The sequence below is a fragment of the Cupriavidus sp. IDO genome, from assembly GCF_000812465.1.
In the GTDB taxonomy this organism is placed as follows: Bacteria; Pseudomonadota; Gammaproteobacteria; order Burkholderiales; family Burkholderiaceae; genus Cupriavidus.
Genome location: NZ_JWMA01000087.1, coordinates 1 through 25,350, shown reverse-complemented (window position 1 = coordinate 25,350; position 25,350 = coordinate 1). Strand labels below are relative to the sequence as shown.

Annotated in this window: 16 protein-coding genes and 5 pseudogenes; 13 read left to right on the top strand and 8 right to left on the bottom strand. The window is 62.9% G+C overall.

All coding sequences use genetic code 11. The features are described 5' to 3' along the window. Window positions 1-63: 63 nt before the first annotated feature. Entirely contained in the window at window positions 64-1,524 is a 1,461-nt protein-coding gene (locus RM96_RS23705) for an efflux transporter outer membrane subunit (RefSeq protein ID WP_039014164.1), read from the bottom strand. Between the two features lie 85 nt (window positions 1,525-1,609). On the opposite strand from RM96_RS23705, the gene RM96_RS23700 reads away from it, so the two are divergent. From RM96_RS23700 to RM96_RS23690, 3 genes are all read left to right on the top strand, one after another. Next, entirely contained in the window at window positions 1,610-2,224 is a 615-nt protein-coding gene (locus tag RM96_RS23700) for a TetR/AcrR family transcriptional regulator (protein WP_039014150.1), read from the top strand. A gap of 85 nt (window positions 2,225-2,309) precedes the next feature. Continuing rightward, window positions 2,310-3,422, top strand: coding sequence for an efflux RND transporter periplasmic adaptor subunit (locus tag RM96_RS23695; protein WP_039014148.1), 1,113 nt, complete (start codon window positions 2,310-2,312; stop codon window positions 3,420-3,422). After that, window positions 3,419-6,541, top strand: a complete 3,123-nt coding sequence (locus RM96_RS23690) for an efflux RND transporter permease subunit (protein ID WP_039014146.1) — start codon at window positions 3,419-3,421, stop codon at window positions 6,539-6,541. The genes RM96_RS23695 and RM96_RS23690 overlap by 4 nt, the downstream gene beginning before the upstream one ends. Before the next feature lie 345 nt (window positions 6,542-6,886). Here the strand turns inward: RM96_RS23690 and RM96_RS23685 are convergent, their stop codons facing one another. Continuing rightward, window positions 6,887-7,417, bottom strand: coding sequence for a TetR/AcrR family transcriptional regulator (locus RM96_RS23685; RefSeq protein ID WP_238587388.1), 531 nt, complete (start codon window positions 7,415-7,417; stop codon window positions 6,887-6,889). A 298-nt stretch (window positions 7,418-7,715) separates the two neighbouring features. Here RM96_RS23685 and RM96_RS23680 point away from each other — a divergent pair, with 298 nt between their 5' ends. From RM96_RS23680 to RM96_RS23630, 10 genes are all read left to right on the top strand, one after another. After that, complete coding sequence (locus RM96_RS23680; RefSeq protein WP_039014143.1) at window positions 7,716-8,492, top strand: enoyl-CoA hydratase/isomerase family protein; 777 nt, start codon at window positions 7,716-7,718, stop codon at window positions 8,490-8,492. Between the two features lie 13 nt (window positions 8,493-8,505). Then, window positions 8,506-9,297: an enoyl-CoA hydratase-related protein gene (locus tag RM96_RS23675; protein WP_039014140.1), complete on the top strand. Its 792-nt coding sequence runs from the start codon at window positions 8,506-8,508 to the stop codon at window positions 9,295-9,297. Further along, a complete protein-coding gene (locus tag RM96_RS23670; RefSeq protein ID WP_039014138.1) occupies window positions 9,290-11,128 on the top strand; it encodes an acyclic terpene utilization AtuA family protein in 1,839 nt (612 codons plus the stop codon). Before RM96_RS23675 ends, RM96_RS23670 begins: the two co-directional genes overlap by 8 nt. Window positions 11,129-11,133: 5 nt before the next feature. After that, entirely contained in the window at window positions 11,134-12,621 is a 1,488-nt protein-coding gene (locus RM96_RS23665) for an acetyl-CoA carboxylase biotin carboxylase subunit (protein ID WP_039014137.1), read from the top strand. Next, window positions 12,609-13,118 (top strand): biotin/lipoyl-containing protein, encoded by a 510-nt coding sequence (locus tag RM96_RS23660; protein WP_443112272.1) that lies wholly within the window; start codon window positions 12,609-12,611, stop codon window positions 13,116-13,118. Before RM96_RS23665 ends, RM96_RS23660 begins: the two co-directional genes overlap by 13 nt. Before the next feature lie 2 nt (window positions 13,119-13,120). Continuing rightward, a complete protein-coding gene (locus RM96_RS23655; RefSeq protein ID WP_039014134.1) occupies window positions 13,121-14,722 on the top strand; it encodes an acyl-CoA carboxylase subunit beta in 1,602 nt (533 codons plus the stop codon). Window positions 14,723-14,749: 27 nt separating this feature from the next. Then, complete coding sequence (locus RM96_RS23650) at window positions 14,750-15,937, top strand: acyl-CoA dehydrogenase family protein (RefSeq protein ID WP_039014133.1); 1,188 nt, start codon at window positions 14,750-14,752, stop codon at window positions 15,935-15,937. Between the two features lie 39 nt (window positions 15,938-15,976). Beyond that, window positions 15,977-16,798, top strand: a complete 822-nt coding sequence (locus RM96_RS23645) for an SDR family oxidoreductase (RefSeq protein ID WP_039014132.1) — start codon at window positions 15,977-15,979, stop codon at window positions 16,796-16,798. 45 nt (window positions 16,799-16,843) lie between these two features. After that, window positions 16,844-20,098 (top strand): class I adenylate-forming enzyme family protein, encoded by a 3,255-nt coding sequence (locus tag RM96_RS40710; RefSeq protein ID WP_338011431.1) that lies wholly within the window; start codon window positions 16,844-16,846, stop codon window positions 20,096-20,098. A 518-nt stretch (window positions 20,099-20,616) separates the two neighbouring features. Then, window positions 20,617-21,849 carry a lipase family protein gene (locus RM96_RS23630; protein ID WP_039014131.1) on the top strand — a complete coding sequence of 411 codons (1,233 nt, stop codon included), beginning with the start codon at window positions 20,617-20,619 and terminating at the stop codon, window positions 21,847-21,849. Between the two features lie 398 nt (window positions 21,850-22,247). On the opposite strand, the gene RM96_RS37575 is transcribed toward RM96_RS23630, so the two are convergent. The 6 genes and pseudogenes from RM96_RS37575 to RM96_RS38865 form a co-directional block, all read right to left on the bottom strand. Then, window positions 22,248-22,553: a porin gene (locus tag RM96_RS37575; RefSeq protein ID WP_238587387.1), complete on the bottom strand. Its 306-nt coding sequence runs from the start codon at window positions 22,551-22,553 to the stop codon at window positions 22,248-22,250. Continuing rightward, window positions 22,553-22,758: pseudogene (locus RM96_RS38870) on the bottom strand (IS3 family transposase); the annotation flags it as partial. The pseudogene RM96_RS38870 and the gene RM96_RS37575, both read right to left, overlap by 1 nt. A 78-nt stretch (window positions 22,759-22,836) precedes the next feature. Then, window positions 22,837-23,796 (bottom strand): annotated as a pseudogene (locus RM96_RS23625) (IS110 family transposase); the annotation flags it as partial. A gap of 15 nt (window positions 23,797-23,811) precedes the next feature. Further along, window positions 23,812-24,270 (bottom strand): annotated as a pseudogene (locus RM96_RS40955) (TRAP transporter large permease subunit); the annotation flags it as partial. A gap of 29 nt (window positions 24,271-24,299) precedes the next feature. Further along, window positions 24,300-24,707, bottom strand: a pseudogene (locus RM96_RS23620) (NADH oxidase); the annotation flags it as partial. Window positions 24,708-24,777: 70 nt separating this feature from the next. Beyond that, window positions 24,778-24,974 (bottom strand): annotated as a pseudogene (locus tag RM96_RS38865) (IS5/IS1182 family transposase); the annotation flags it as partial. Window positions 24,975-25,350 lie beyond the last annotated feature (376 nt).

Here is a 25,350-nt window from a genome sequence, read left to right as displayed (position 1 = left end):
GGCGCTGCGGGAAATCGGTGTTGCGATGAGCCGCGCCGGATGCGCAGCCTCTTCGCGGGTCGACTATTTGCTTGCAACGGCGGTCGATTCGTCCGGCTGCCAGCCACCGCCCAGCGCTTTGAATGCCGCGACTGCGGCGCGCGCGGATTCCGTTTGCGCCTGGGCGCGCGCGTCCGATGCACGCAACAGGCTTTCATCGGCTTGCAGAACTTCGATCAGGCTGACGACGCCTTTCTGGTAGGCGGCAAACGAAGCGTTTCGCGCGCGGCCGAGTGAATCCACCCCTTGTGTGAGCACGGCCGTTTGCTCCTCGCGCTTGACCAGGGCAGAGAAGGCGTCTTCCACGTCCTCCGTGGCGCGCAGCACGGCGAGCCGGTATGCGGCCAGCATCTCCGCCTCTTGCCCCTTGGCTTGATCGATTTGCGCATTGATGCGGCCGAAATCGAACAGACGCCAGCGCAGGCCCAGCACGCCGGCAAATTGACTGGCGCCGCTGCTAAACAGGCTTCCGGTGCCCACGGATGTGGCGCTGCCGAGCAGGCCGCCCAGCGAGAACTTCGGGTAGTACTCGGCAATGGCGACGCCGATGCGCGCATTGGAGGCCGCCAGGCGACGCTCGGCGACGATGAGGTCGGGGCGGCGCCTCAGCAGCTCGCCCGGCGATCCGTCGATCGCAATTTGCGGAACGGCCGGGATGTCACCGCCTTCTGTCAGTTCGGCCCGGTGCGTGCCCGGCAGCGAGCCAAGCATCACGTCCAGCGCGTTCATCGTCGCATCAAGACCTGTTTCAAGCTGAGGGATGGAAGCGCGTACCTGGGCGAGTGCACCTTCGGCCTGCCTGACCTGAAGCTCGGCCGCCAGTCCTTTGCCGTACAGCAGGTTAACGGTGGAGAGCAATTCTTCTTGCGTCTTTACCTGCTGGCGGGCCACCTTCAGGCGCGTCTGCAAGCCGCGGATGGTGATGTAAATATCGGCAGTCTGTGCGGCCACGGCCAGCCGTGTGGCGACCGCGCCTGCCTGGGAGGCCTGGTAGTCGGCGAGCGCTGCTTCCCGGCCACGGCGCAGGCCGCCGAATACGTCCAACTCCCAGCTTGCGGTGACGTCGGCCTCAAAAGCGTTGCCGTAGCGGTCGAAGCCGGGACTCGAATTCAAGACGCGGCCCAAAGGGGTTTCGACAGACTGGTACGCGCGCGCAGCCTGACCGGAGATATTGCCGGAGGGCAGCAACGCGGCATTGGCAGCGCCAAGGCCCGCACGCGCTTGTGTGACACGGGCGAAGGCCTGTGCAAGGTCCAGGTTCTGATCCAGCGCGAGACGCACGAACCGCGTGAGTTGCGGATCGCCAAAGCCGGCCCACCATGCGTAGCGATCGGCTGCCGCATGTGCAGTTCGCTGCTCGACGGCCGTCTGGCCCAGGAATCGTTCCGGAACCGGCACATCGGGCTTCACATAGTCGGGGCCGACGGCACAACCGGTTGCCAGGCTGGCAACGAAGAGGGCCGCAAGAGAGCGTTTTGGCAACATGGAGTCTTCCATCTGAATTGCAGTGACTATAGTACAAAACGGTCACACGTTGTTCAACTATCGCGACTCGCGTAAGCTGGAGCCTATGAAGACCACCCCTTACCCCGTTCCCGCCCGTGGCCCGGCCGACCATGACGTGCGAGATCAGATCGTTGCCGCCGCTACGGAGCACTTCAGCCGCTACGGTTACGAGAAGACCGCCGTTTCCGATCTGGCCAAGGCCATTGGTTTTTCCAAAGCCTATATTTACAAGTTCTTCGAATCCAAGCAGGCCATCGGCGAGATGATCTGCGCCAACTGCCTTCGCGAGATCGAGGCCGACGTCAACGCTGCCCTGGCCGAGGCGGGCTCCCCGCCAGAGAAGCTCCGGCGCTTGTTCAAAGCCTTGACTGACGCCAGCCTTCGGTTGTTTTCCCACGACCGCAAGCTGTACGAGATCGCCGCCTCGGCGGCGACAGAGCGCTGGCAGGCGGTGATCGCCTACGAAGAGCGCATCCAGAAGGTGCTGCGCGATGTGCTGCAGGAAGGCCGCGAGACCGGAGACTTCGAGCGTAAGACGCCGTTGGATGAGGCTACGACGGCCATCTACCTGGTCATGCGCCCGTACATGAATCCATTGCTTTTGCAGTACAGCTTTGACTACACGGAAAGTGCGCCCCGGCTGCTCTCCAGCCTTGTGCTTCGGAGTCTTTCCCCCTGATGCATAGATTTTTTGGTGTGACCATTGACTAAAACGGTCACACGAACCAGAATGAAAGCCGGATCATCTTGCCGATGGGGCTTTCATGCTTTCGCGTCGCTTTGTTACCTCTACCGTTATTTGTGCGTTGGCGCTCGCTTTGAGCGCTTGCGGCGGGAAAGCCCCTGCCGATCCGCGCACCGAGGCGCCTTTGGTGCGCGCCACGATCGTTCAGCCAGTCGCTTCCGCATCGCGCTCATTTACGGGGGTCGTCGCTGCCCGGGTGCAGAGTGACCTCGGCTTCCGTGTGTCAGGCAAGGTGCTGGAACGGCTCGTGGATGCGGGGCAAACCGTCAAGCGCGGGCAGCCGCTCATGCGCATCGACCCTGTCGATCTGAAGCTCGCCGCGCAGGCACAACAAGAAGCCGTGAGTGCCGCGCGGGCACGCGCGAAACAGACGGCGGAAGACGAAGCCCGCTACCGCGACCTGCGCGGAACGGGAGCAATTTCAGCCTCGGCCTATGACCAGGCCAAAGCTGCGGCGGACGCCGCCAAAGCCCAGTTGAGCGCGGCGGAAGCGCAGGCCGATGTCGCGCGTAACGCCAGCCATTACGCGGAGCTCGTTGCCGATGGCGACGGCGTGGTCATGGAAACGCTGGCCGAGCCCGGCCAAGTCGTCAATGCCGGGCAGGCCGTCGTGCGGCTGGCCCATGCCGGCCGTCGCGAGGCAATTGTCCAGTTGCCGGAAACGCTGCGGCCCGCGATCGGGTCTGTCGCACAGGCCACGCTTTTCGGTAATGACGGCGCCGGCGTACCTGCCACGCTGCGGCAACTGTCAGATGCCGCCGATCGGCTCACCCGCACCTTCGAAGCGCGCTATGTGCTCGATGGTGAACTGGCCAATGCGCCGCTTGGCGCCACGGTGACGATCCAGATTCCCGATCGGCTTGCCACGGCGCAAGGCGATCTGCAGGTGCCGCTGGGTGCCGTGTTCGATGCAGGCAAGGGCCCGGGCGTGTGGGTTATTCAGGGGGATCCGGCCAAGGTGTCGTGGCGATCCGTCACCATCGCACGCTTCGGCGACGAAAGCGCTCAGGTTACTGGCCCAGTCAAGCAAGGGGACCGAATCGTTGCGCTTGGCGCACAACTGCTGCGTGAAGGCCAGCAAGTTCGTGTGGCAGGTCAGGGCCCCAGTACCATCGCGGAGGTGCGCCGGTGAGCGAAGGTCGTTTCAACCTATCGGCGCTTGCCGTGCGCGAGCGCGCCGTCACGCTGTTCCTCATCTGCCTGATCTCTCTGGCGGGGCTCATTTCCTTCTTCAAGCTGGGCCGTGCGGAAGACCCGGCGTTTACGGTCAAGGTGATGACGATCATCACCGCTTGGCCGGGCGCGACCGCCCAGGAAATGCAAGACCAGGTGGCCGAGAAGATTGAAAAGCGCATGCAGGAGCTGCGCTGGTACGACCGTACGGAAACGTACACCAGGCCGGGCGTGGCGGTCACAACCTTGACCTTGCTCGACAGCACGCCGCCGTCGGAAGTCCAGGAGGAGTTCTATCAAGCGCGCAAGAAGGTCAGCGACGAGGTGGTCAATTTGCCCCCCGGCGTGATCGGACCGATGGTCAATGACGAATATGCGGACGTGACCTTTGCCCTGTTTGCGCTCAAGGCGCAGGGCGAGCCGCAACGCGTGCTTGTGCGTGACGCGGAGACGCTGCGTCAGCGCTTGCTGCACGTGCCTGGTGTGAAGAAGGTCAACGTCATCGGCGAACAGTCGGAGCACATTTATGTCGAGTTTTCACATGATCGACTGGCGACGCTTGGCGTGAGTCCGCAAGACGTCTTTGCCGCACTCAACAGCCAGAATGCCCTGACGGCTGCGGGTTCGGTAGAGACGAGGGGGCCGCAGGTATTCATCCGCCTGGACGGTGCGTTCGACGGGCTGCAGAAGATTCGCGATACACCGGTTGTGTCACAAGGGCGCACGCTGAAGCTGTCGGACATTGCCACGGTCAAGCGCGGCTATGAAGACCCTGCCACGTTCATGGTGCGCAATGGTGGGCAGCCTGCCTTGCTGCTCGGCATCGTCATGCGCGAAGGCTGGAACGGACTTGACCTGGGCAAGGCGCTCGACAAGGAGGTCGGCGCCATCAACGCTGACATGCCGCTCGGCATGAGCTTGACCAAGGTGACGGACCAGGCGGTCAACATCAGCGCTGCCGTCGATGAATTCATGCTCAAATTCTTCGCCGCGCTGCTGGTGGTCATGCTGGTGAGTTTCGTCAGCATGGGCTGGCGCGCGGGCCTGGTGGTGGCCGCAGCCGTTCCGCTGACGCTCGCCGTGGTGTTCGTGGTGATGGCCGCGACAGGAAAGAACTTTGACCGCATTACGCTTGGGTCTTTGATACTAGCGCTGGGCCTGCTGGTGGACGATGCCATCATCGCCATCGAAATGATGGTGGTGAAGATGGAAGAGGGATACAGCCGTGTAGCCGCTTCGGCCTATGCGTGGAGCCACACTGCGGCGCCCATGCTATCTGGCACGCTGGTGACCGCCGTCGGTTTCATGCCCAACGGCTTTGCCCGATCCACCGCGGGTGAATACACCAGCAACATGTTCTGGATCGTAGGCATTGCGTTGATCGCGTCGTGGGTGGTTGCGGTGGTGTTCACGCCTTATCTGGGGGTGAAGATGCTGCCGGACTTCAAGAAAGTCGAAGGCGGCCACGATGCGATTTACGACACGCCACGCTACAACCGCTTCCGGGCGCTGCTCGGGCGTGTGATTGCGCGCAAATGGCTGGTTGCGGGTTCAGTAGTCGGACTCTTTGCGCTGGCAATCCTCGGCATGGCGGTGGTCAAGAAACAGTTCTTCCCGATTTCGGATCGACCCGAAGTGCTGGTCGAGGTGCAGATGCCCTATGGAACATCGATCAACCAGACCAGCGCAGCCACTGCAAAGCTGGAAGCCTGGCTCGCCAAACAGAAGGAAGCCAGGATTGTGACAGCTTACGTTGGCCAGGGCGCGCCGCGCTTCTATCTCGCGATGGGGCCGGAACTGCCGGATCCATCGTTCGCCAAGATCGTGATACGCACCGATAGCCAGGAAGAGCGTGACGCGTTGAAGCAGCGCCTGCGCCAGGCCATTGCAGATGGTCTGGCCCCCGAGGCGCGCGTGCGTGTCACGCAACTCGTGTTCGGTCCGTATTCGCCGTTCCCGGTCGCCTACCGCGTGACCGGTCCGGATGCCCAGACGTTGCAGCGTATCGCGGCCGATGTCCGGCAAATCATGGACGCCAGCCCGATGATGCGCACCGTCAACACCGACTGGGGGATGCGCGTACCCACGCTGCACTTCACTTTGCAGCAAGATCGCTTGCAGGCCGTGGGATTGACCTCCAGCGCCGTCGCGCAACAACTCCAATTCCTGCTCAACGGCATTCCGGTGACGGCCGTGCGGGAGGACATCCGCACCGTGCAGGTGACCGCGCGCTCGGCGGGAGACGTTCGGCTCGACCCCTCCAAGATTGGCGACTTCACGCTGGCTGGCGCCAACGGGCAACGCATTCCGCTCTCGCAGGTCGGAAAGATCGACGTTCGCATGGAAGAGCCCATCATCCGCCGGCGCGACCGCATGCCGACCATCACGGTGCGCGGCGATATTGCCGATGGGCTGCAACCGCCTGATGTGTCGACAGCCATCAGCAAGCAGCTTCAGCCGATCATTGAGAAGCTGCCAAGCGGATATCGCATTGAACAAGCAGGATCGATCGAAGAGTCGGGCAAGGCAACGAAAGCCATGCTGCCGCTGTTCCCGATCATGCTTGCGGTGACCCTGCTGATTCTCATCTTTCAGGTGCGGTCCATCCCGGCGATGGTCATGGTGTTCCTGACCAGCCCGCTGGGGTTGATTGGCGTGGTGCCAACCTTGATTCTGTTCGGGCAGCCGTTCGGCATCAACGCGCTGGTCGGCTTGATCGCCCTGTCGGGAATCTTGATGCGCAACACGCTGATCCTGATCGGGCAGATTCAGCACAACAAAGACGAAGGACTGAATCCGTTCAGAGCCGTAGTTGAAGCGACCGTCCAGCGTGCGCGCCCCGTCATTCTCACCGCATTGGCCGCCATCCTTGCCTTCATTCCGCTGACCCATTCGGTGTTCTGGGGGGCGCTCGCTTACACCCTCATCGGCGGGACGTTTGCCGGGACGATCCTGACCCTGGTGTTCCTGCCGGCCATGTACTCCATCTGGTTCCGGATCCGGCCCGACAATGCGGCCGATGCCCAGCGCGATCGGCATGCGACTGCGCAGTCCGCTGGACAGCTGGTGCCCGAGTAAGGCTGATTTGCAAGGGCATGTGCCGACCACCGTTGCCCTTGATTCACTTCCCTTGTGCCGAACTTGTCGGCGGGACATCAAAAATCAACTTACTTGGCCTGACGTTGGCGCCTTCTACGTTAAGCGTGACCAAAACTTTTTTGCCCCGCCTGCCCATTTCTACCTCCGTGGTCTCTCTTCCTGCGGGCAGGCGGCTCTTTACACCAATGATGCTTTCTCCTCAACAATGGCATGGGCATACCGTGGTCAACGGTGCGAGCCTGTCTTGTGGCACGGAGCACAATGCTGTTGTTCGATAGACGCATCGGCCTGCGGTCCAGTCGGAGGTGTCGCCATCAACATAGGTCAGGATCCGGGGTTTTCGCATAGCGTACAAGCCACGAGTTCGTCTGCAATCTCATCAGGTGACAAAGGACCGTCCGGCCTGTACCAACGCACCGTGCCATGCAACGCGCTGAGGAAGAAGCGGCAGGCCATCGCGTCGGCACGTCCGACGTGGCCGGCATCCTTGAGTCGGACGAACGCTGCTTGCCACAATGCCTCGAAGCGATGGCGTATCGCCAGCACGGCTTCGAGATGCGGGCCTTCCAGGTAGCGCCATTCATCGACCACCATCGGAACCATCCCACCCTGCGTTTCAAGCAAGCGTCGAAGATGGGCGCGCGCCAGCGCGCGGAAGTAATCCCGTGCCGACATTGCCTGCGGATCGATCGCCTCAAGGTCGGCCAGGCATCCCAGCAGTCCTTGTTCCACGCCGGCGAACAGCAGGTCCTGCTTGCTGGCGAAATGATAGAAGGGGCTGCCCGCCTGCATGTTGATGGCCCGCGCGATATCGCGCATGGTCGTGCCGTGGTAGCCCTTCTCCTTGAACAGCAATGCCGCCGCGATGACGAGGTCATTGCGGCGATTGACGTCATTAATGTCTTCGCGTTTCGGTCGCGCCATATCTCTTGCTCGATGTCACTTGGTTGGGGGCGGGCGTCATTCTAGACGGGGCGCCTGACGTCATCGGTCTGGACAAGTTTTTGACCCAGCTCCCCTCGGTACCACGGTCTGAAGTGTAGACTACAAATAAACCAATCACTTGATTTTTTAATTCCGCGCTTCTAGACTGCCTCAGACCGCAGGCGGTGGCGCGCTACTCGCGCCAGAGCCGGCTACAAGGAGGAGACACGTGAACCAAAATTTCCGTGCGGAACGCAGTGAGCACGTGCTTACGGTGACGTTCGGGGCGCCTGGAGCACGCAACGTGATGAACGAGGCGTGGTTTTGCGAACTTGAGCAGCGCCTCTTTGAGGCGCAGCAGGACCAGCAGACTCGCGTGGTTGTGCTGCGCGCGCAGGGAGAAGCATTTTGTGCCGGCGGCGATCTGCACGGCTTTCAGGCCGGGCCGTTGCCAGAGGGCTATGTCCGCTCGGCCTTCGCTAGGCTGCTGATGCGCCTGGACGACTTCGACAAGCCCATCGTTGCCGCTGTGCATGGCAGTGCGATCGGCGGCGGCACGACGCTTCTGTTGCATTGCGACTTCGTTTTCGCAGCCGCCGGGACGACGTTCCAATTGCCATTTACAAAACTTGGCCTCATCCCGGAATTTGGGTCCAGTTACCTGCTGCCGCTGCATGCCGGCATGCGACTGGCGAACGAGCTGGTCCTGCTGGCCCAGCCTTTTGATGCCGAGAAGGCCTTGCGCGCCGGCATCGTGAATGAAGTCCTGCCTCCAGATGCATTGATGGCTCGGGCCAGTGCGACTGCCGCCGCACTGGCAGCGCTCCCGCCCGCCTCCATGCGGGCCAGCAAGCGCCTACTAAGGATGGGCCACCGTGCGGGCCTGGCCGCCGCCATGACGGCCGAGGGCAAAGCGCTCGAGACCTGCTTTGCCTCCGAGGAAATGCAGGAAGCCATCGCCGCCTTCTTCGCGCGGCGCGATCCCGATTTTTCGCGCTTTTCCTGATTGGAGAGAGTCGATGTCTGAATTCATTCTTGTCGAGCGCCGGGACAACGCGCTTTGGCTTACCCTGAACCGGCCCGATACCCACAACGCGCTGAATCGCGCCATGGCCGCGGAACTGGCCGAGGCGTTCGAAGCCGCGGCCCGCGACGACTCCATTCGCGCGGTGGTGCTGACGGCGGCGGGTGATCGCACCTTTTGCGCAGGGGCTGATCTGAAGGGCGATGCCGTGAGCACGTTCTCCACGGGGCGCGTGGAGAATCCGCTGGTACAGGTGTACCGGGCCATGCGCGCCTGCCACAAGCCAATCATCGGGCGCATCAATGGCAGCGCCCTGGGCGGCGGTCTGGGGCTGGTCTCGGCCTGCGACCTAGCGCTTGCCGCGGCGCATGCACGCTTCGGTACGCCTGAAGTCAAGGTAGGCGTGTTCCCGATGATGATTACTACCTACCTGATCCGCCAGTTGCCACGGCGCCGCTATTGGGAGATGGCCTTCCTGGGTGAGCCCCTGAGCGCCGAAGAGGCGGAGCGCTACCACCTGATCAATCGCGCCGTGCCAGCCGGGGAACTGGACCGCCATGTCGCGGACGTCATTGCACGGATCGAGGCTAACTCGCCCAATGCACTGCGACTGGGCAAGCAGGCGCTTGACCTGATGCAGGACATGTCAGTGGACCAGACCCTTGCCTACGCCGAACTGATGATCGAGCGGCTGGCCGGCACCGAAGAAGCGAGAGAGGGCATGGCCGCCTTCACCGAAAAGCGCAAGCCGCGCTGGGCGAGCGTGCAGGGGGGACGCCATGAGTGATCGCACGGTTGCTATCGGCTGCTCCTCCGGCTTTTGGGGGGACAGCGCACACGCTGCAGCTCAACTGGTTCATAGCGGCAAGATTGACTATCTGGTGTCCGACTACCTCGCCGAGATCACGATGTCGCTGCTCGCCCGGGCACGGGCGAAGAACCCGGCGCTCGGCTATCCCCCAGATTTCGTCGAGACCCTGGCTCCGCTGGTGCCTGCCATTGCGGCACGCGGCATTCGCGTGGTGTCGAATGCGGGCGGCGTCAATCCGCGCGCCTGCAGGCAGGCGCTTGCAGAGGCGGCAGCAGAGGCCGGCGTGGCGCTGCGCATCGCCGTGATCGAGGGCGATGACCTGATGCCGCGCATCGATGAGATCAAGACGCTTGCGCCGGCTGAAATGTTCACGGGGGCACGGTTCCCCGAGCGCCTGCAGAGCTGCAATGCCTATCTGGGTGCACGCGCCATTGCCACTGCGCTCGATGCCGGCGCCGATATTGTGCTGGCCGGCCGTTGCGTCGATTCAGCGGTAACGCTCGGCATCCTGATGCATGAATTCGGCTGGCGCGATACCGACTACGATCTGCTGGCCGCCGGCAGCCTGGCCGGCCACGTGATCGAATGCGGCCCGCAGTGCACGGGTGGCCTCTTCACCGACTGGGCCGAGGTGCCGGGCTGGGAAGACATGGGCTATCCCATCGTCGAGTGCTCGGCCGACGGCGCCTTTACGGTGACCAAGCCGGCTGGCACCGGCGGTCTGGTCATGCCCGCCACCGTGGCGGAGCAGATCGTCTACGAAATCGGCGATCCCGCCGCGTACATCCTGCCTGACGTGGTCTGTGATTTCACAAACGTAAAACTGGTGCAGGATGGCTCTGACCGCGTGCAAGTGAGCGGTGCCCGCGGGCGCGCCCCGACGCCGACCTACAAGGTCAGCGCCACCTACGCCGACGGCTGGCGCGTGATCGCCACCATCATGGTGGCCGGGCGCGACGCCGCGGCCAAGGCGCGCCGTATGGGCGAGGCCATTATCGAGCGCACGCGCCACCTGAACCAAGCGGCCGGACGCGCCGATTATCGCGAGACCTCGGTCGAGGTGATCGGCGCCGAGGATACCTATGGGGAAACCGGCCGCTTTGCCGCCTCCGCCCGCGAAGTGGTGCTGAAGATCGGCCTGCGCCACGACGACAAGGCCGCACTGGAGGTCTTCAGCCGCGAGATGACTCAGGCCGGCGTGGCCATGGCGCAGGGCACTACCGGACTGTTCGGCGGACGGCCGTCGCCGTCGCCGGTGGTGCGGCTGTTCTCCTTCCTGCTCGACAAGGGCCGGGTGCCGGTGCAGGTCGAGCTGGAGGGCACCGCGACCTCCGTGACGATCGCGGCCGGCCAGCCGCTGGAACCTCGGGAACCGGCGGCAGTAGCCGATGAACCTCCGCCCGCGGATGCCGCGGAAGTGCCGCTGATCGCCCTGGCGTGGGGCCGCAGTGGCGACAAAGGCAACGACGCCAATATCGGTGTCATCGCACGCCGCCCGGAATTCCTGCCGGTGCTACGCCGGGAACTGACCACGCAACGGGTCGTTGCGTTCTTCGGGCACTACGTCACCGGCGCCGTGCGCCGCTGGGAGCTGCCCGGCTTCCACGCATTGAATTTCCTGTTGACCGGGGCGTTGGGTGGCGGTGGTATCGCCTCGCTGCGCTATGACCCGCAGGGCAAGAGCTACGCGCAGATGCTGATGGACCTGCCTGTCCGCGTACCGGCCGTCTGGCTCACGGCGCAGGGGCCGCTCGCGCTGTACGCCGCGGGCGACAAACCAAAGAACGTCGAGAATAACGGAGCCTGACAGCCATGCCTGCCATCAACACGGTGCTGATCGCCAACCGCGGCGAGATCGCGGCGCGCATCATCCGCACTTGCCGGCGCCTGGGCAAGCGCGCGGTAATCATTTATCACGAGGCGGATCAGGACTCGCTTGCGGCGCGGCTGGCCGATGAGGCCTACCGCATCGATGGGCCGACGCCCGTGGCCGCCTACCTGTCGATCGACAATATCCTTGCCGCATGCCGCGCCACCGGCGCGGATGCGGTGCATCCCGGCTTTGGCTTCCTTTCCGAGAACGCGGAGTTCGCCCGCGCGCTCGACGCCGCGGGCATACGCTTCATCGGCCCGGGCGCCGATGCGATCGACGCCATGGGCGACAAGATCCGCTCCAAGCGACTCGCCACGCAGGCCGGGGTCAACACCATCCCCGGTTATGACGGCGAAATCCGCGATGCCGACCATGCACTCGACGTGGCAACCGGAATCGGCTTTCCGGTGATCCTCAAGGCCAGCGCCGGTGGCGGTGGCAAAGGTATGCGCGTCATCAATGACGCGGATCCAGCAGCCTGCCGTGCCGCCTTCGAGCGCACCACGAGCGAGGCGCAGGCCGCATTCGGCGATGCGCGGGTGTTTCTCGAGAAATACATCGAGCGCCCGCGCCATATCGAGATCCAGATCCTGAGCGACCGCCACGGCAATATCGTTCACCTCGGCGAGCGCGAGTGCTCGATCCAACGCCGCCACCAGAAGGTGATAGAGGAAGCGCCATCGCCGTTTGTCGACGAGCCGCTGCGGCAGGCAATGGGCGCCCAGGCGGTGGCGCTCGCCAAGGCCGTCGGCTACGCGTCGGCGGGTACCGTGGAGTTCGTGGTCGACACCTCGGGTGCGTTCTACTTCCTGGAAATGAACACCCGCATCCAGGTGGAGCATCCCGTCACGGAGATGATCACCGGGCTGGATATCGTTGCCGAGCAGATCCGCATTGCCGAAGACGAACCGCTGGGCTTTGGCCAGGATGAGGTCCGGTTAAAGGGACATGCCATTGAGTGCCGCCTGTGCGCCGAAGACGCCGAGCGCGATTTCATGCCGGCCACCGGCAAGCTGCGGGTATTCCGCCCACCTGAGGCAGACGAGTTCCGACTGGATGCCGGCGTGCAGGAGGGCGACACCGTGACTTCGGCGTTCGACCCGATGCTGGCCAAGCTGATCGTACGCGGCGCCACGCGTGCCGAGGCGATTGAACGCATGCGCGCCGTGCTGGAGCAGACCATTGCGCTAGGTGTCACCACCAACGCCGCCTACCTCGAACGCGTACTGGCCCATCCTGAGTTCGTCGCCGGCAATACCTACACCAGCTTCCTGGAAGAGCACAAGCCGGCGCTGCAGGTGCCGGCGCCTACGCAGGAACAGGTTGCCGTGGTTCTTGCCACGGCCTTGCTGACCAACCGCACGCTGACCGATTCACGCTTTGCGCCGCCTGCGATGCATGGCGCCATGCATGCCTGGAGAAACTGATGAAGCTGACAGCGGAAATTGGCGCGGGTGCGCGCCACCAGGTCGCGCTGGTGCGCGATGCACGTGGCGGCCGGGTCGAGGTCGACGGCGCAGTGTTTGACGTCGCGATGGAGAACAAGCCGGACGGCGCGCTGGGGCTCACGCTGGGCGGCCGCACCCATGCCGTGTGGGTCGCCCAGCATGGCGAGACCGCCTATGTGCATGCCTTCGGCCGTGCCTGGACCGTCACGCTGCGCGATCCGCTCCGGGGCGGTGGCGCCGATGCCGAAGAGGGCGATCGCTGCGTGGCTCCCATGCCGGGCACCGTGATCGAGGTCGCGGTCGCCGTGGGCGATCGCGTGAACGCGGGGCAAACCATGATCGTGATCGAGAGTATGAAGATGCAACTCAACCTGGAAGCGGCCCGTGATGGCGTGGTCGCGGAAATTCCCTGTGCAAAGGGTGACCTATTCGACCGGGACGCCTTGCTGGTGCGGCTCGAAGCAGGGAAGGAGTAAACATGCGCCGCATCGAATCCCGTATCAACACGCGCTCCGAGTCCTTCCAGGCCAACCGTGCGCACAACCTGCGCGTGCGCGAGGAATTCCTGGCGATAATGCACGACGTCCGCCACCACCGGGCAGAGCGCGACATCAAGCGCCTGCGTGACCAGGGCAAGCTGCTGGTGCGCGAGCGCCTGGACCTGCTGCTGGATCCCGGCACCCCGTTCCTGGAACTTTCACCGCTGGCGGCCAATCATGCCAAGTACGACGCGCACATCAAGGGCGCTGGCGTGGTCTCGGGCATCGGCGTGGTCAACGGCCGCGAAGTGATGGTGCTGGCCAATGACAGCACCATTAAGGGTGGTGCGGTCTATCCGCTCGGCGCAAAGAAGTCCATCCGAGCGCTCAAGATCGCACTGGAGAACCGTCTGCCGATCGTACATCTGGTCGATAGCGCGGGCGCGTACCTGCCTATGCAGATGGATATCTTCCATGAGGGCGGCCATATGTTCTACAGCCAGTGCCGCCTTTCGGCCGCCGGCGTGGAGCAGGTCGCCGTGGCCATGGGCCATTGCACTGCTGGTGGCGCCTACGTGCCCACGCTCTCCGACTACTCGATCATGGTGCGCGGCTCCAGCGGCGTCTTCCTGGGCGGCCCCCCGCTGGTCAAGGCCGCCACCGGCGAAGACATCAGCGCGGCCGAACTGGGCGGTGCGGATGTGCACACACGCATCTCGGGCACGGCCGACTACGCCGTGGACTCGGAAACCCAGGGCATCGCACTGGCGCGCGAGATCGTCGGGACCTTGCGCCGCCGCCCCAAGCAGGCGGTGGACATGCGCGAGCCGGAAGCGCCGTACTACGACCCGGAAGAGCTCTACGGCATCATCCCGGACGACATCAAAAAGCAGTTCGACATGCGCGAGGTCATCGCGCGCCTGGTCGACGGCAGCCTGTTCCACGAATACAAGCCCGACTACGGCACCACACTGGTGTGCGGCTACGCCTGGCTGTGGGGCTACAAGATCGGCATCCTCGCCAATAACGGCGTTCTGTTCAGCGAGGCGGCAGAGAAGGCCACCAACTTCATGGAGCTGTGCGACCGCGATGGCGTGCCGCTGCTGTTCCTGCACAACATTACCGGCTTCATGATCGGGCGAGACTACGAGCATCGCGGCATCACCAAGGATGGCGCCAAGATGATCATGGTCCAGAGCAATGTGCGCGTGCCCAAGTTCAGCGTCCTGTGCCATGCCTCCTTCGGTGCCGGCAACTACGGCATGGCCGGACGCGGCTACGATCCGCGTTTCCTGTTCGCCTGGCCGCATTCGCAGTGCGCGACCATGGGTGCAGAGCAGGCCGCCAAGACGCTGTCCCAGATCAAGATCGCCGCGCTGGCGCGGGAAGGCAAGCAGCCCGATCCCGCCGAGATCCAGGCTATCCATGACCAGATTCAGCAGGACTACACCCGCAGCAACAGCGTGTACTACCAGACCTCCGAGCTGCGCGACGACGGCGTGCTCGATATGGTCGATACGCGCAACGCGCTGGGAGTCGCGCTGTCAGCCTCGCTCAACGCGCCGTTCGGCGAGCGCCAGCAAGGCATTCTGCGCATCTGAGGCGAGTTCATCGAGACAGGAGACCTTATGACGCTTTCGACCGCGCAGTTCGATCTCTCTCCAGAGCAGCGTGAAGTCTACGACCAGGCATTTCGCTTCGCCAAGGCCGAACTGGCACCGCTGCTGCCGCGCATGGACGACGAGGACTGGTACCCGGAGCAATTGATGCCGAGGCTTGGCGCCGCTGGCTACCTTGGTATCACCGCACCGCCTGAATACGGCGGATCCGGCATGGACCTGTTTTCCGCCGGCATGGTGGCGGAGGCGTTTGGTTACTGGAACGCCAACGCCGGCTTCATCTGGGGGCCGCACGAGAACCTCTGCCTGAACAATATCCTGCGCAATGGCAACGACGAGCAGAGGCAACGCTACCTACCGCGGCTCTGTTCGGGCGAGTGGGTGGGGGCGCTGGCGTTGACCGAACCGGGGGCCGGCTCGGATGCGCTGGGCGGCATGCGCACCACGGCGCGGAAGGACGGCGACGACTACGTGCTCAACGGCCGCAAGATGTTCATCTCGAATGGGCCGGTAGCCGACGTGATTCTGGTCTACGCCAAGACCGATCCGGCGCAAGGTGCCAAGGGCATCTCGGCGTTCATCGTGGAAAGGGATTTCGCTGGCTTCAGCGTCGCGCAGAAACTGACCAAGATGGGCTGGCGGGGCGCCCCGACTGGCGAACTGGTGTTCGACGAGTGCCGGGTGCCGGCCCGCAACCTGATCGGCGGCGAGAACCGTGGCGTGGCGGTGGTGATGAGCGGGCTCGATATCGAGCGTGCCTTCCTGGCGCTGCCGTGCATCGGCGAGGCGCAGCGCTGCCTCGACCTGTCGCTCGAGTATGCCAATACGCGGCAGCAGTTCGGCAAGCCGATCGGTTCGTTCCAGATGGTGCAGGCGATGCTGGCCGACATGTACACGGAGCTGGAAGCGGCACGTTCGCTGGCCTATCGCGCGCTGATGGCGTGCAACGCGCTGGAGCAGGGCGGTGGCGGACTGGGCGATCTGCACAAGCTGTGCGCAGCCTCGATCCTGCGGGTGGGGGAGATGCTGCTGCACGTGACCGACAAGGCGGTGCAGATCCACGGCGGCACCGGCTTTATCTGGGAGACCGAGGTCAACCGGCACTACCGCAACGCCAAGCTCGCCACCATCGGCGGTGGCACCAGTGAGGTCCGCCGCATGATCATCGCCGAAGAATTGCTGCGCGCCGCCCACTGACCCGCACCCGTAACCAGCCGCTTTCGACAGGACATTGCCATGACCGTATCCTTTGACTTCGCCGGCCGCCACGTCTTCGTGTTCGGCGGGACAACTGGCATCAATCTCGGTATCGCCCATGTCTTCGCACGGCACGGCGCCAATGTGACTGTGGCCAGTCGCAAACAGGAAAACGTGGACGCCGCAGTCGCCGCGCTGGGGTCATATGGTGCCGGGGTGCTGGGCGCGACCGCCGATGTGCGCGACTTCGACGCGGTGGGCCGCGCCTTCGGCGCTGCGCACGACCGCTTTGGCAAGATTGACGTGCTGGTCTCCGGCGCCGCCGGCAACTTCCTGGCCGAGCTCAACCAGCTCTCGTCCAACGGCTTCAAGGTGGTGGTCGATATCGACCTCAACGGCACCTTCCACGTGATGCGACAGGCCTTCCCCTACCTGGCCACCCCAGGCGCCTCGGTCATCAATATCACCGCGCCGCAGGGCGCGATCCCGATTCGCTACCAGGCCCACGTCTGCGCGGCCAAGGCCGGGGTGGACCAGCTCACGCGCGTGCTCGCGATGGAGTGGGGCGCCGCCGGCGTGCGGGTCAATGCCATCTCGCCGGGGCCCATCGCCGACACCGAGGGCATGCGCCGGCTTTCGCCGCAGGGCACGGAAGGCGGGGCGCAGGTGCGGGCAATGGTTCCGCTTGGGCGGCTGGGCACCAGCGAAGACATCGCCAATCTCGCCATGTTCCTTGGTTCGCCGGCGGCATCATTTATCTCGGGCGCGATCATCCCGTGCGACGGCGGCGGCGCCATCGACAGTGTCAAACCGATGATCGAGGCCGCGGCCAGAGAGCAAGCGGCGCAGCGGGCGGGCTGATTCCGCCGGGAGAGCGGGACACTACAACATCAAGAGGAGACAAAGATGCAAGTGCCAGAAGCATCGGCAGTAAGCCGTCGCATTCGCCGCGTAGCACTCGGCGACATTGTGCATCGCACGGCCGTCAAGTACGCAGAGCGCACTGCCGTGGTCGATGGCGAGCAACGCCGGAGCTACCGCGAACTGGACGCACTCAGCTCGAAGTTCGCCCACTACCTGCTTGAGGCGCATGGCAGCGGGATCCAGGTCGCCACGCTGTGCGCCAATTCGATCGACATGCTGGTTGCGCTCAATGGCATCCACAAGTCAGCCAATGTCTGGGTGCCGGTCAATATCCAGCTCGACACGGCGCAGATCGGCTACATCCTGCGCCATGCCGAAGTCTCCTGCATCGTTGCAGACGAGGCCATTTGCCAGCAGCCGCAGATGGCGGCGTTACTGCAGGATCTGGGGCTGCCTGTCGTAGTCACCATGACGAGTGCGTCGAGCGCGTCCGGCTTGCCAGCGCTGGCAGCGCTAACACAGGGTCGCGCTGCCACGCTTCCGGAGGTGGACATCGACGGCGACCAGCCCGCGCTGATCATGTACACCAGCGGCACTACCGGTAACCCGAAGGGCGTGGTGCATTCGCATGCCTCGGTCTACAGCGCGGTGATCGGCAACCTCTCGACCTTCGGCTTTACCGAGCAGGACGTGGTGACGGGCATCCTGCCGCTGTTCCACTGCGGCCAGCATGTGGTGGCCGTCTCGGCCTGCGCCGCCGGCGCTTGCGTGGTGATTGGACGGGGCTTCCAGCCGGGCGTCGTCGTCGACAGTGTCGTCAAGGAGCGGATTTCCGTGCTGGTGGCGCTGCCGATGATGTACGCGGCCATCCTGTCCGATCCCAGGGCGGCCACGGCGGACTTCTCGTCGCTGCGGCTTTGCATCTACGCCATGGCGCCGATGCCGCGTCCGCTGGTGGACCGGATCGCATCGATACTAAGCCCCAACATCATGCTGGTCACAGGACAGACCGAGATCTACCCGGTCACGATGAGCTTCCGGCCGATAGAGCATCCAACGCGCGATGCGAACTATTGGGGCGTCTCCACGGTAGTTTCCGAAACCGCCATCATGGATGACGACGGCAGGCTTCTCATGCCCGGCGACGTGGGCGAGATCGTGCACCGCGGACCGAACGTCATGCTTGGCTACTTCAAGGATCCTGCGGCGACCGAAGCGGCGCAGCGGTACGGCTGGCACCATACGGGCGACCTTGGCACGATCGACGAGGGCGGGCAATTACTGTTCCTCGATCGCAAGAAGGACATGATCAAGACCGGCGGCGAGAACGTCGCCAGCATCAAGGTCGAGTCCGTTATCCTCGCGCACCCAGCCGTGGCGGCGGTAGCGGTGGTCGGTCTGCCCCACCCTCATTGGAGCGAGGCCATCTGCGCCTTCGTGGTGCTCAAGCCCGGCGCGGCCTGTAGCGAGGCCGAACTGACCGAGTACTGCCGCACCAGCCTCGGCAAGTTCGAGGTGCCGAAGGCAGTGAAGTTCATCGATGCGATGCCGTCTACCGCCACCGGCAAGATCCAGAAGCACATGCTGCGCAAGCGGTATGAAGACTGCTTCGGTATGAAGACTGCTTCGCGAATGAGGACCGCGAACCGCAGGTGGCTCCAGCAGGACGCATCTTCATTCAGGGACATACCCGCATATCAGGGAGCGAGCATGATTGAATCGACCGCCATCGATCGCGTCTGGATGGCACTCAAGCGGAATGTGGCCCTGCAACCGGACCGGGCCGCACTGATTTACCAGGGGCGTGCAGTCACGTTTGCGGACCTCGACCGGGATTCGGATCGTCTTGCGTGCGGCCTGCTCGAGCTGGGCTTTGGCAAAGGCGACAGGCTGGGGATGCTTGGTCTCAACCAACCGGAATGGCTGCTGGCGTACCTGGCGGCGGCGAAGATCGGGGCAATCCTGGTCGGGCTCAGTGTGCGGTACCGTGATAGCGAGATCGAATACATCATCAACCATGCGAAGGTGAGAGTGATCATAGCGCCAGCGATGGCGGGTGACATGGATTACGTCGCCTACTTCGCGAACATGGGCGAACGGCTACCTACCGTGCAGCACTACTTCTTCATGGGAAGTTCCGCCGTGCCGGCTGACCAGCGGTTTGACTCGCTACTCGCCACGGTGGTAGAGCAGACCAGGATTGACCGAGCTCAGTCCGGCATAGCTCCGGAAGATCCGCTGGTAATCATCTACACGTCCGGAACCACAGGCCGGCCAAAAGGGGCGTTGATTACGCACCGCAGTCAGCTTGCCTCGGCGGCAGCCCAATGCAACCACCTGGGGCTGAGTCCGGACGACCTGATGACGCTTGCCTTGCCGCTCAACCACGTCGGTGGCCTGACCTGCGGCTTCCTTGCCATGCTGTTGGGCGGAGGCACCAGCCTGCTGATTCCGGCCTTCAGTCCCAAGCAGGTCATTTCCGAGATGCTGTCATTTCCGCCCACCATCATCGTCGGTGTGCCAACCATGCACACTCTGCTGTTGCGGGAGGAAGCAATTGACCAGCTCGATCGGCAGCGAGTCAGGCTCGTGATAACGGGTGGCGCGAATGCGGACCCCAAACTCTTGCAGCAACTTCAGCAAACTTTTCCACAGGCAAAAGTGATGAATCTCTACGGCTTGTCGGAAACTTCCGGGGCCGCGTTGATGTCGCCATGGGACAGCGATTTCGAGGCGACTGTTCGCTCCGTCGGCAAGCCGCTGCCGGGCGTCGAATTGCGGATCGTGACCCCTGACGGGCGCGATGCGGGCGCAGGGGAACCGGGAGAACTGTGGATCCGTGGTGAGCTGACCGTTGTCGGGTATCTGGATTTGCCGGCCGAATCGGCCGCCACCTTGTCCGACAGGTGGCTACATACCGGAGATGTCGGTTGTCGTGATGACGATGGTCTCGTGACGCTGATGGGCCGAAGCAAGGAGATGTATGTGCAAGGCGGCTTCAATGTCTACCCAATCGAAGTCGAGAATGTGTTGTTGCGCCATCCGGATGTGCTCATGGTTGCCGGCATTGGCGTTCCCGATCCGGTGCTCGGAGAAGTAGGGCATTACTATGTTGTTCCTAAGCCGGGCGCGCGGCCATCAGAGGAATCTCTGATCGATTATTGCCGCACGCTGCTGGCCGACTACAAGGCACCACGACAAATCATATTCCGGGATTCCCTGCCAATGACACCAACGGGCAAAATCGCGAAGGCCAGGCTTTTGGAAGAACCGCCGGCAACGTCCTCCGGCAGTTAAGGCTGATGTAAGGACGGCACGCAGGGGATGGTGCTGTCGAGCTGGTGGGGAAGTCAAGCGAACGGAATGGGGCATGAACGCATTTTTTGCGGGCGCGAATGGCGCACGGTGTCGGCCAGGCTCACTCTGCAGTGATGTATCTGTTCGAGGCCCCCCGAGCGCGCCCAGCCAACGCCTAGTGCAAAGCCGTTCGAGGCAGGTGAATAGAGGACACCGTAGTAGGGAAAACCCGAAATTGTCACCGCGCGCGACATTCAGTGAAGAGAGATTTGAACTACCTTAACAGCGAAAGAAGCAGGAGCCAGCGATGCTGGATTTGTCGCACAACCTCACTGTCGGTGGGCAACCCATTCAGCACAGGACGAGCTGTAGAAAGCGGACGGCGAAAACATTCAGCGCTTCTTGCTCAAACAGCAAGCGACTGGTGGGGGTCACCCCCCTCAGGTACGACAAGCCCGCGCCGTACTCGGACAGCGAAGCGAAGTGCGGAGTAGTTATTACATGCTCAGGGAGAGATCATGCACATCCTTTTTTACCGTAACCTGATTGCCGCCTTTGCAGCGATCGTTGCCATCGTCTCAATGGTCATGCTGCCCACCCCGGTGCGGGCCACTGACCTGGGTGGCTTCTACGCCCCGCCATTGCCGCTGGCCTCCTATTGTTTGAATGATGGCGACGTCATCAAGGACGAGCCGTCGAACTTCGTACTCCCGACTCAAACACCATATTCGGCACGGCGCATCATGTACTGCAGCCGGGACACCAACGGCGCACGCATGGCGGTCACCGGGACAGTGATCACCCCCGTGCTGCCGTGGATCGGGTCCGGGCCACGACCGATCATTGGCTTTGCCGTCGGCACGCAGGGCATGGGCGACCAGTGCGCGCCCTCCTACCAAGTCTCCACAGCAAGCCCGATGGAATATGAAGTCACTGCGATTGCCACGCTCTTGACCGCAGGTTACGGAGTGACTATTCCCGACTATCAGGCGATGGGCACGCCAGGGGTACCGAGCTACCTCAATCGCAACGCCCTTGGCCATGCAGTGCTGGACTCTATCCGTGCGGCGCAGCGCCTGACTTCGGCTTTTCTGCCGGCTGCGGGGCCGGTTGCCTTTTGGGGCTATTCAGAAGGCGGCATGGCGTCGGGCGCTGCTGCTGAACTGCAGACGAGCTATGCCCCCGATCTACAGTTGAAAGGAGCCTATGTCGGCGCCGCCCCGGCTAACCTCCAACTATTGGCGCAATACCTCGATGGCAAGCCGGCCGCGGGTGTCCTGTTGTACATGCTCGACAGTATGAACGCAGCCTATCCGAAAGCCGGCTTCCTCGACATGCTCAACGCAGCCGGCCAGCAGGTCGCCTCGCAGGCGCTCAATGAATGCTGGGACCAGACGCTTGTTCAGCACGCCCTCTTGCAAACCTCGACGCTGACCAATGACGGTCGCCCGATTCCCGCGCACCTGGCCGAGCAACCGCTCGCTTCACCGGTGAACCAGCAACAATTGGGGCTCGTCCCGCCGACCGTTCCGGTTTTCGTCGTGCACTCCCAGTTCGACGATATCGTGCCGTACCAGGCAGGGCACGATATGGCCGTGAGCTGGTGCAACCGTGGTGCGACTGTACAGTTCACAGCGCTCACGGCACCCACGCACCTCGCCGCGCTTCTTGCGTCGATACCGCTGGCCCTCGCCTACATTCAGAACCGATTCGCCGGACTGCCAGCGCCGTATAACTGTGGCAATTTCTGAAGTTGGCGGTTCGAGTTTCAGGGCCAGTGCGTTCACGCCCTGGCCATCGCCGTGTGGATCACGGAGGTGAATCCCTTCAGCTGGCGCACAGAATTCCTTCGCACGGTTGCTCAGCGCCTGTGCTCTCGATGATCGACTCGAGTTCTTCGTTGGCTGCCAAACGGAATCGGTGCGTCGTCCGACGGCAGAACAGAAACGGGGACTTTGAATGGACGGTGGAGTATCGAGCCGCATGCGAATGCGGCCGATGCCTGGACGTTTGGCTTCGACCACCTCGACAACAGCATCCAAGGCGTGCGGAGAGCGCGGGCGGTGGCCATCACGCACCTTGTCAGCGGAGTGTTCATGTGATGGCTCCCGCAGGTGCCTTGCGAATACTGGATGCTAGAAGATGTGCTTCATTCCCACCATGGCGCCGAGTTGGTTCCCACCGGCATTGGTGTTGGTGCCGGCTTGGCCGGCATTGACGACAAGGTGAGGTTGCCGCAGTTATCGATATAGCCTGCCGTTGCGTACACGGAAGTGCGACTGCTGAAGGCGTATGTGCCACGTGCTGCGAACATCCACGCCTTATTGGCGCTGTCGTGGAACCGCTGGTGAAACCCTTCCGCATCAACGCTAAAGGCCGGCGTGATGGGAAAGGACGTGCCAAGATAGTAGAGGTGAGCTTGCCCCTGTTTCACGAATCCCATAGCCGAGGCCATCAGGCCGCTTTCCCTTGCTGAGCAGCGGCCCAATTCTTCTCGAACGTCATGGGGCTGACGTAGTTCAATGTCGAATGTAGCCGGCGAGCATTGTAGAAGCCAGCCAATCGACGCTTTCATCCATCGCCGCACGCCGCGTCGCGAAGTGCCGACTGTGCAGTCGTGCGACCTTCAGCGAACCCCATAGGCTTTCGGTTGACGCATTGACGCTCCTATGTCAAGCGGCACGCGTCGAATCGGCCAGATCGGCCAGGATGAGCGGGTACAGCTCGCGGACGATCTACCGCTTCAGGCAGCGATGGATTTCCTTGTTCGACATGCCTTCCTTCGTCCGACGATCGACATAGGCTCGGGTTCGAGGATCGCTGCGCATCCGAACCATGGCGATAGTCCATAGGGCGTTGTTTGCAGACCGGTCACCGCCCCTGTTTAGACGATGCCGGACCGTCTTGCCGGACGACGCCTGCAACGGACTTGTGCCGCAGAGTGCCGCCAGCGCGGCTTCGCTTTTCAGGCGCTCGGGATTGTCACCCGCTACAGCAACCAATACTGCAGCGGTCTGCGGGCCGACGCCGAATCTTTCGCGAAGCCGCCTGGCATGTTGGCTGGTCAGGCTATCAAGCATGGTATCGAGGGCTTTGAGTTCCTCTGCCAGCGTCAGCCAACGCTTCGCCAACAACCGCAGCGTGGCCGTGAGCGTTTGCAACATTGGGGTTTTGCCCAACGAGCGAAGACGGGCGTAACCCTCAACGCATTCTGCCGTCTTCCCTTTCAGAAGACGATCACGGATTTCTTGAGGTGCACTCACGAGCAAAGCGCGTGACTGGTTGATCGCCTGTGTCTTTGCCTTGACTGCACTGCGCCTGGCAACGGAGACGGCGCGCATTGCCTTGGCGGCACCGGACTGATCCTTTGGAATAGCCGTAGCCCTTCCGGCGAGCACCGCATGCGCGGCGTTTTCAGCATCAGTGGGATCGGACTTCCCTCTGGAGCGGCGCATCGCCCGATCGGGACGATTGACTTCAAGCACCTCGATCTCATGATCGCGCAGCACGCGGGCCAATCCCGCTCCGTATGTGCCAGTCCCTTCAACCCCGGCGCGGCGTAAATGGCCGAACGAACTCGCCCATGTCAGCAGATCTAGGTATCCTGCCGCGTCGGTCGAGACCGATAGCGTTCCGAGAAGCCTCCCTGTGTCGCTGATCAAAGCCCCGACATGCGTATCCAGATGCGTATGAGCCATGCTCACGGTAGGCGGGGCGACGCCCTTCATCGTCATTAACAGCAGGCCATGTGGGGGCAGCAGCAGGCCCATCTGCATGCAGACGAGAAACATGATTCCGAACCAAACAGTGTCGACGCCTAGTTGCTGCACAATCGGCATAAAAATGGGGATAGTGATGAGCATCATGCTTACTTGATCCACGAAAATACCCAGGAAGATCAGAATCAGCATCATGCCGGCAATGATCGCCATCGGTCTGAGGCCGATGGTCGTGATCGCCGCGACGATTCCGTTGGAAGCTCCCGAGAAAGTCAGGATCTGGGCGAACGTGGTTGCGCCCATGATAATCAGCAGAATCATCCCTAAGATTCCGATAGTTCCTCGCAAGGATTTCATCAGTGCCTGCAGCGACAGTGCTCGGTACGCAAGGGCGATCAGCAGCGTGGCGACCACGCCCAGTGCCGCGCTTTCCGTCGGGCTGATTCTTGACACGGTGGGCGCGCAAGGCGCCCCGGGGTGATTTATCCGGCCAGGCCCTTGTTCGGGTTGATCAAGTACTTCTCCCCCGTCGCGCGCTTGTTGTAGACGGCGATCACGTCCAGGTCCAGCAGCACCTCGGCCAGCGAGATCTCTTTCGAGTAGTGGCTGGCAAAGGTGGTCTTCAGCCCCGCCACCACGCGTTGCTTCAGCGCGTTGGCCCGCTCGCGCCCGATCTTCTGCAGGAACGAGAACAGCAGCCAGCCGCCCATGCCCCACGCCATGCCGAAGTTGCGGTTGAACTCGGTCGGGCTTGTGTCCAGGCCGCCGTAGAGGTAGACCTGCTTGTGGATGGTCGAGCCATAGCGGCTGTATTCGCGGGCCGATTTGTTCAAGGCCGCTTCCATGCAGGTGAGGATCTGGCCGCCGAGCTTGCCGCCGCCCGTTTTGTCCGGGTACGCCGCCACAGCGGACAGGCTGACAAGCAGCGTCGTTCCTGCCACCAGGCAGCCAATTGTTCGATAAAACATCCTCGCAGGCCAGATCCGCCAGGTTGAACCAGTGCTGCAAAAAGTGGATGCGCAGCGTCCGTTCCAGGCCGATGGGCAGCCGGCCGTTACCCGCCTTCGGATAGTACGGCTCGATCACGGCGCACAATGCGGCCCACGGCACGATCGTCTCCATCGTCGCCAGAATGTCTCCCGTCGCGTTGGCTTACGGTATTGCTCGAATCCCGCCCCTTGATGAGCAGGACAACAGTCAGTCGAACAGTCGAACTGAACCGTTACGTTAGCCGCTGAATTCCCGGGGGATTCTGGGATTCGTCACTGCGCTCGGCCGCGGTGGCACAGGTTGGCAACCACACTCAGGGCAAACGACGAGGTGTCCTCTTCTCGGGACGCAGCCTCGAACCAACAAAATTCGGTCGTCGGGTGGAATCTTGCGCGTGCCGGGATGATTAGCGCGCTATTGCCTCTACAGTCCACGTGCGACGCGCTGACTTAGAAGCCCTAACAAAATGAGCTTGCAGGGCTGTTAACTTCAAGTGACTTTTGTTAACCTTTGCGTTGTTTCCCTCGCGCAAAGGACATGGCC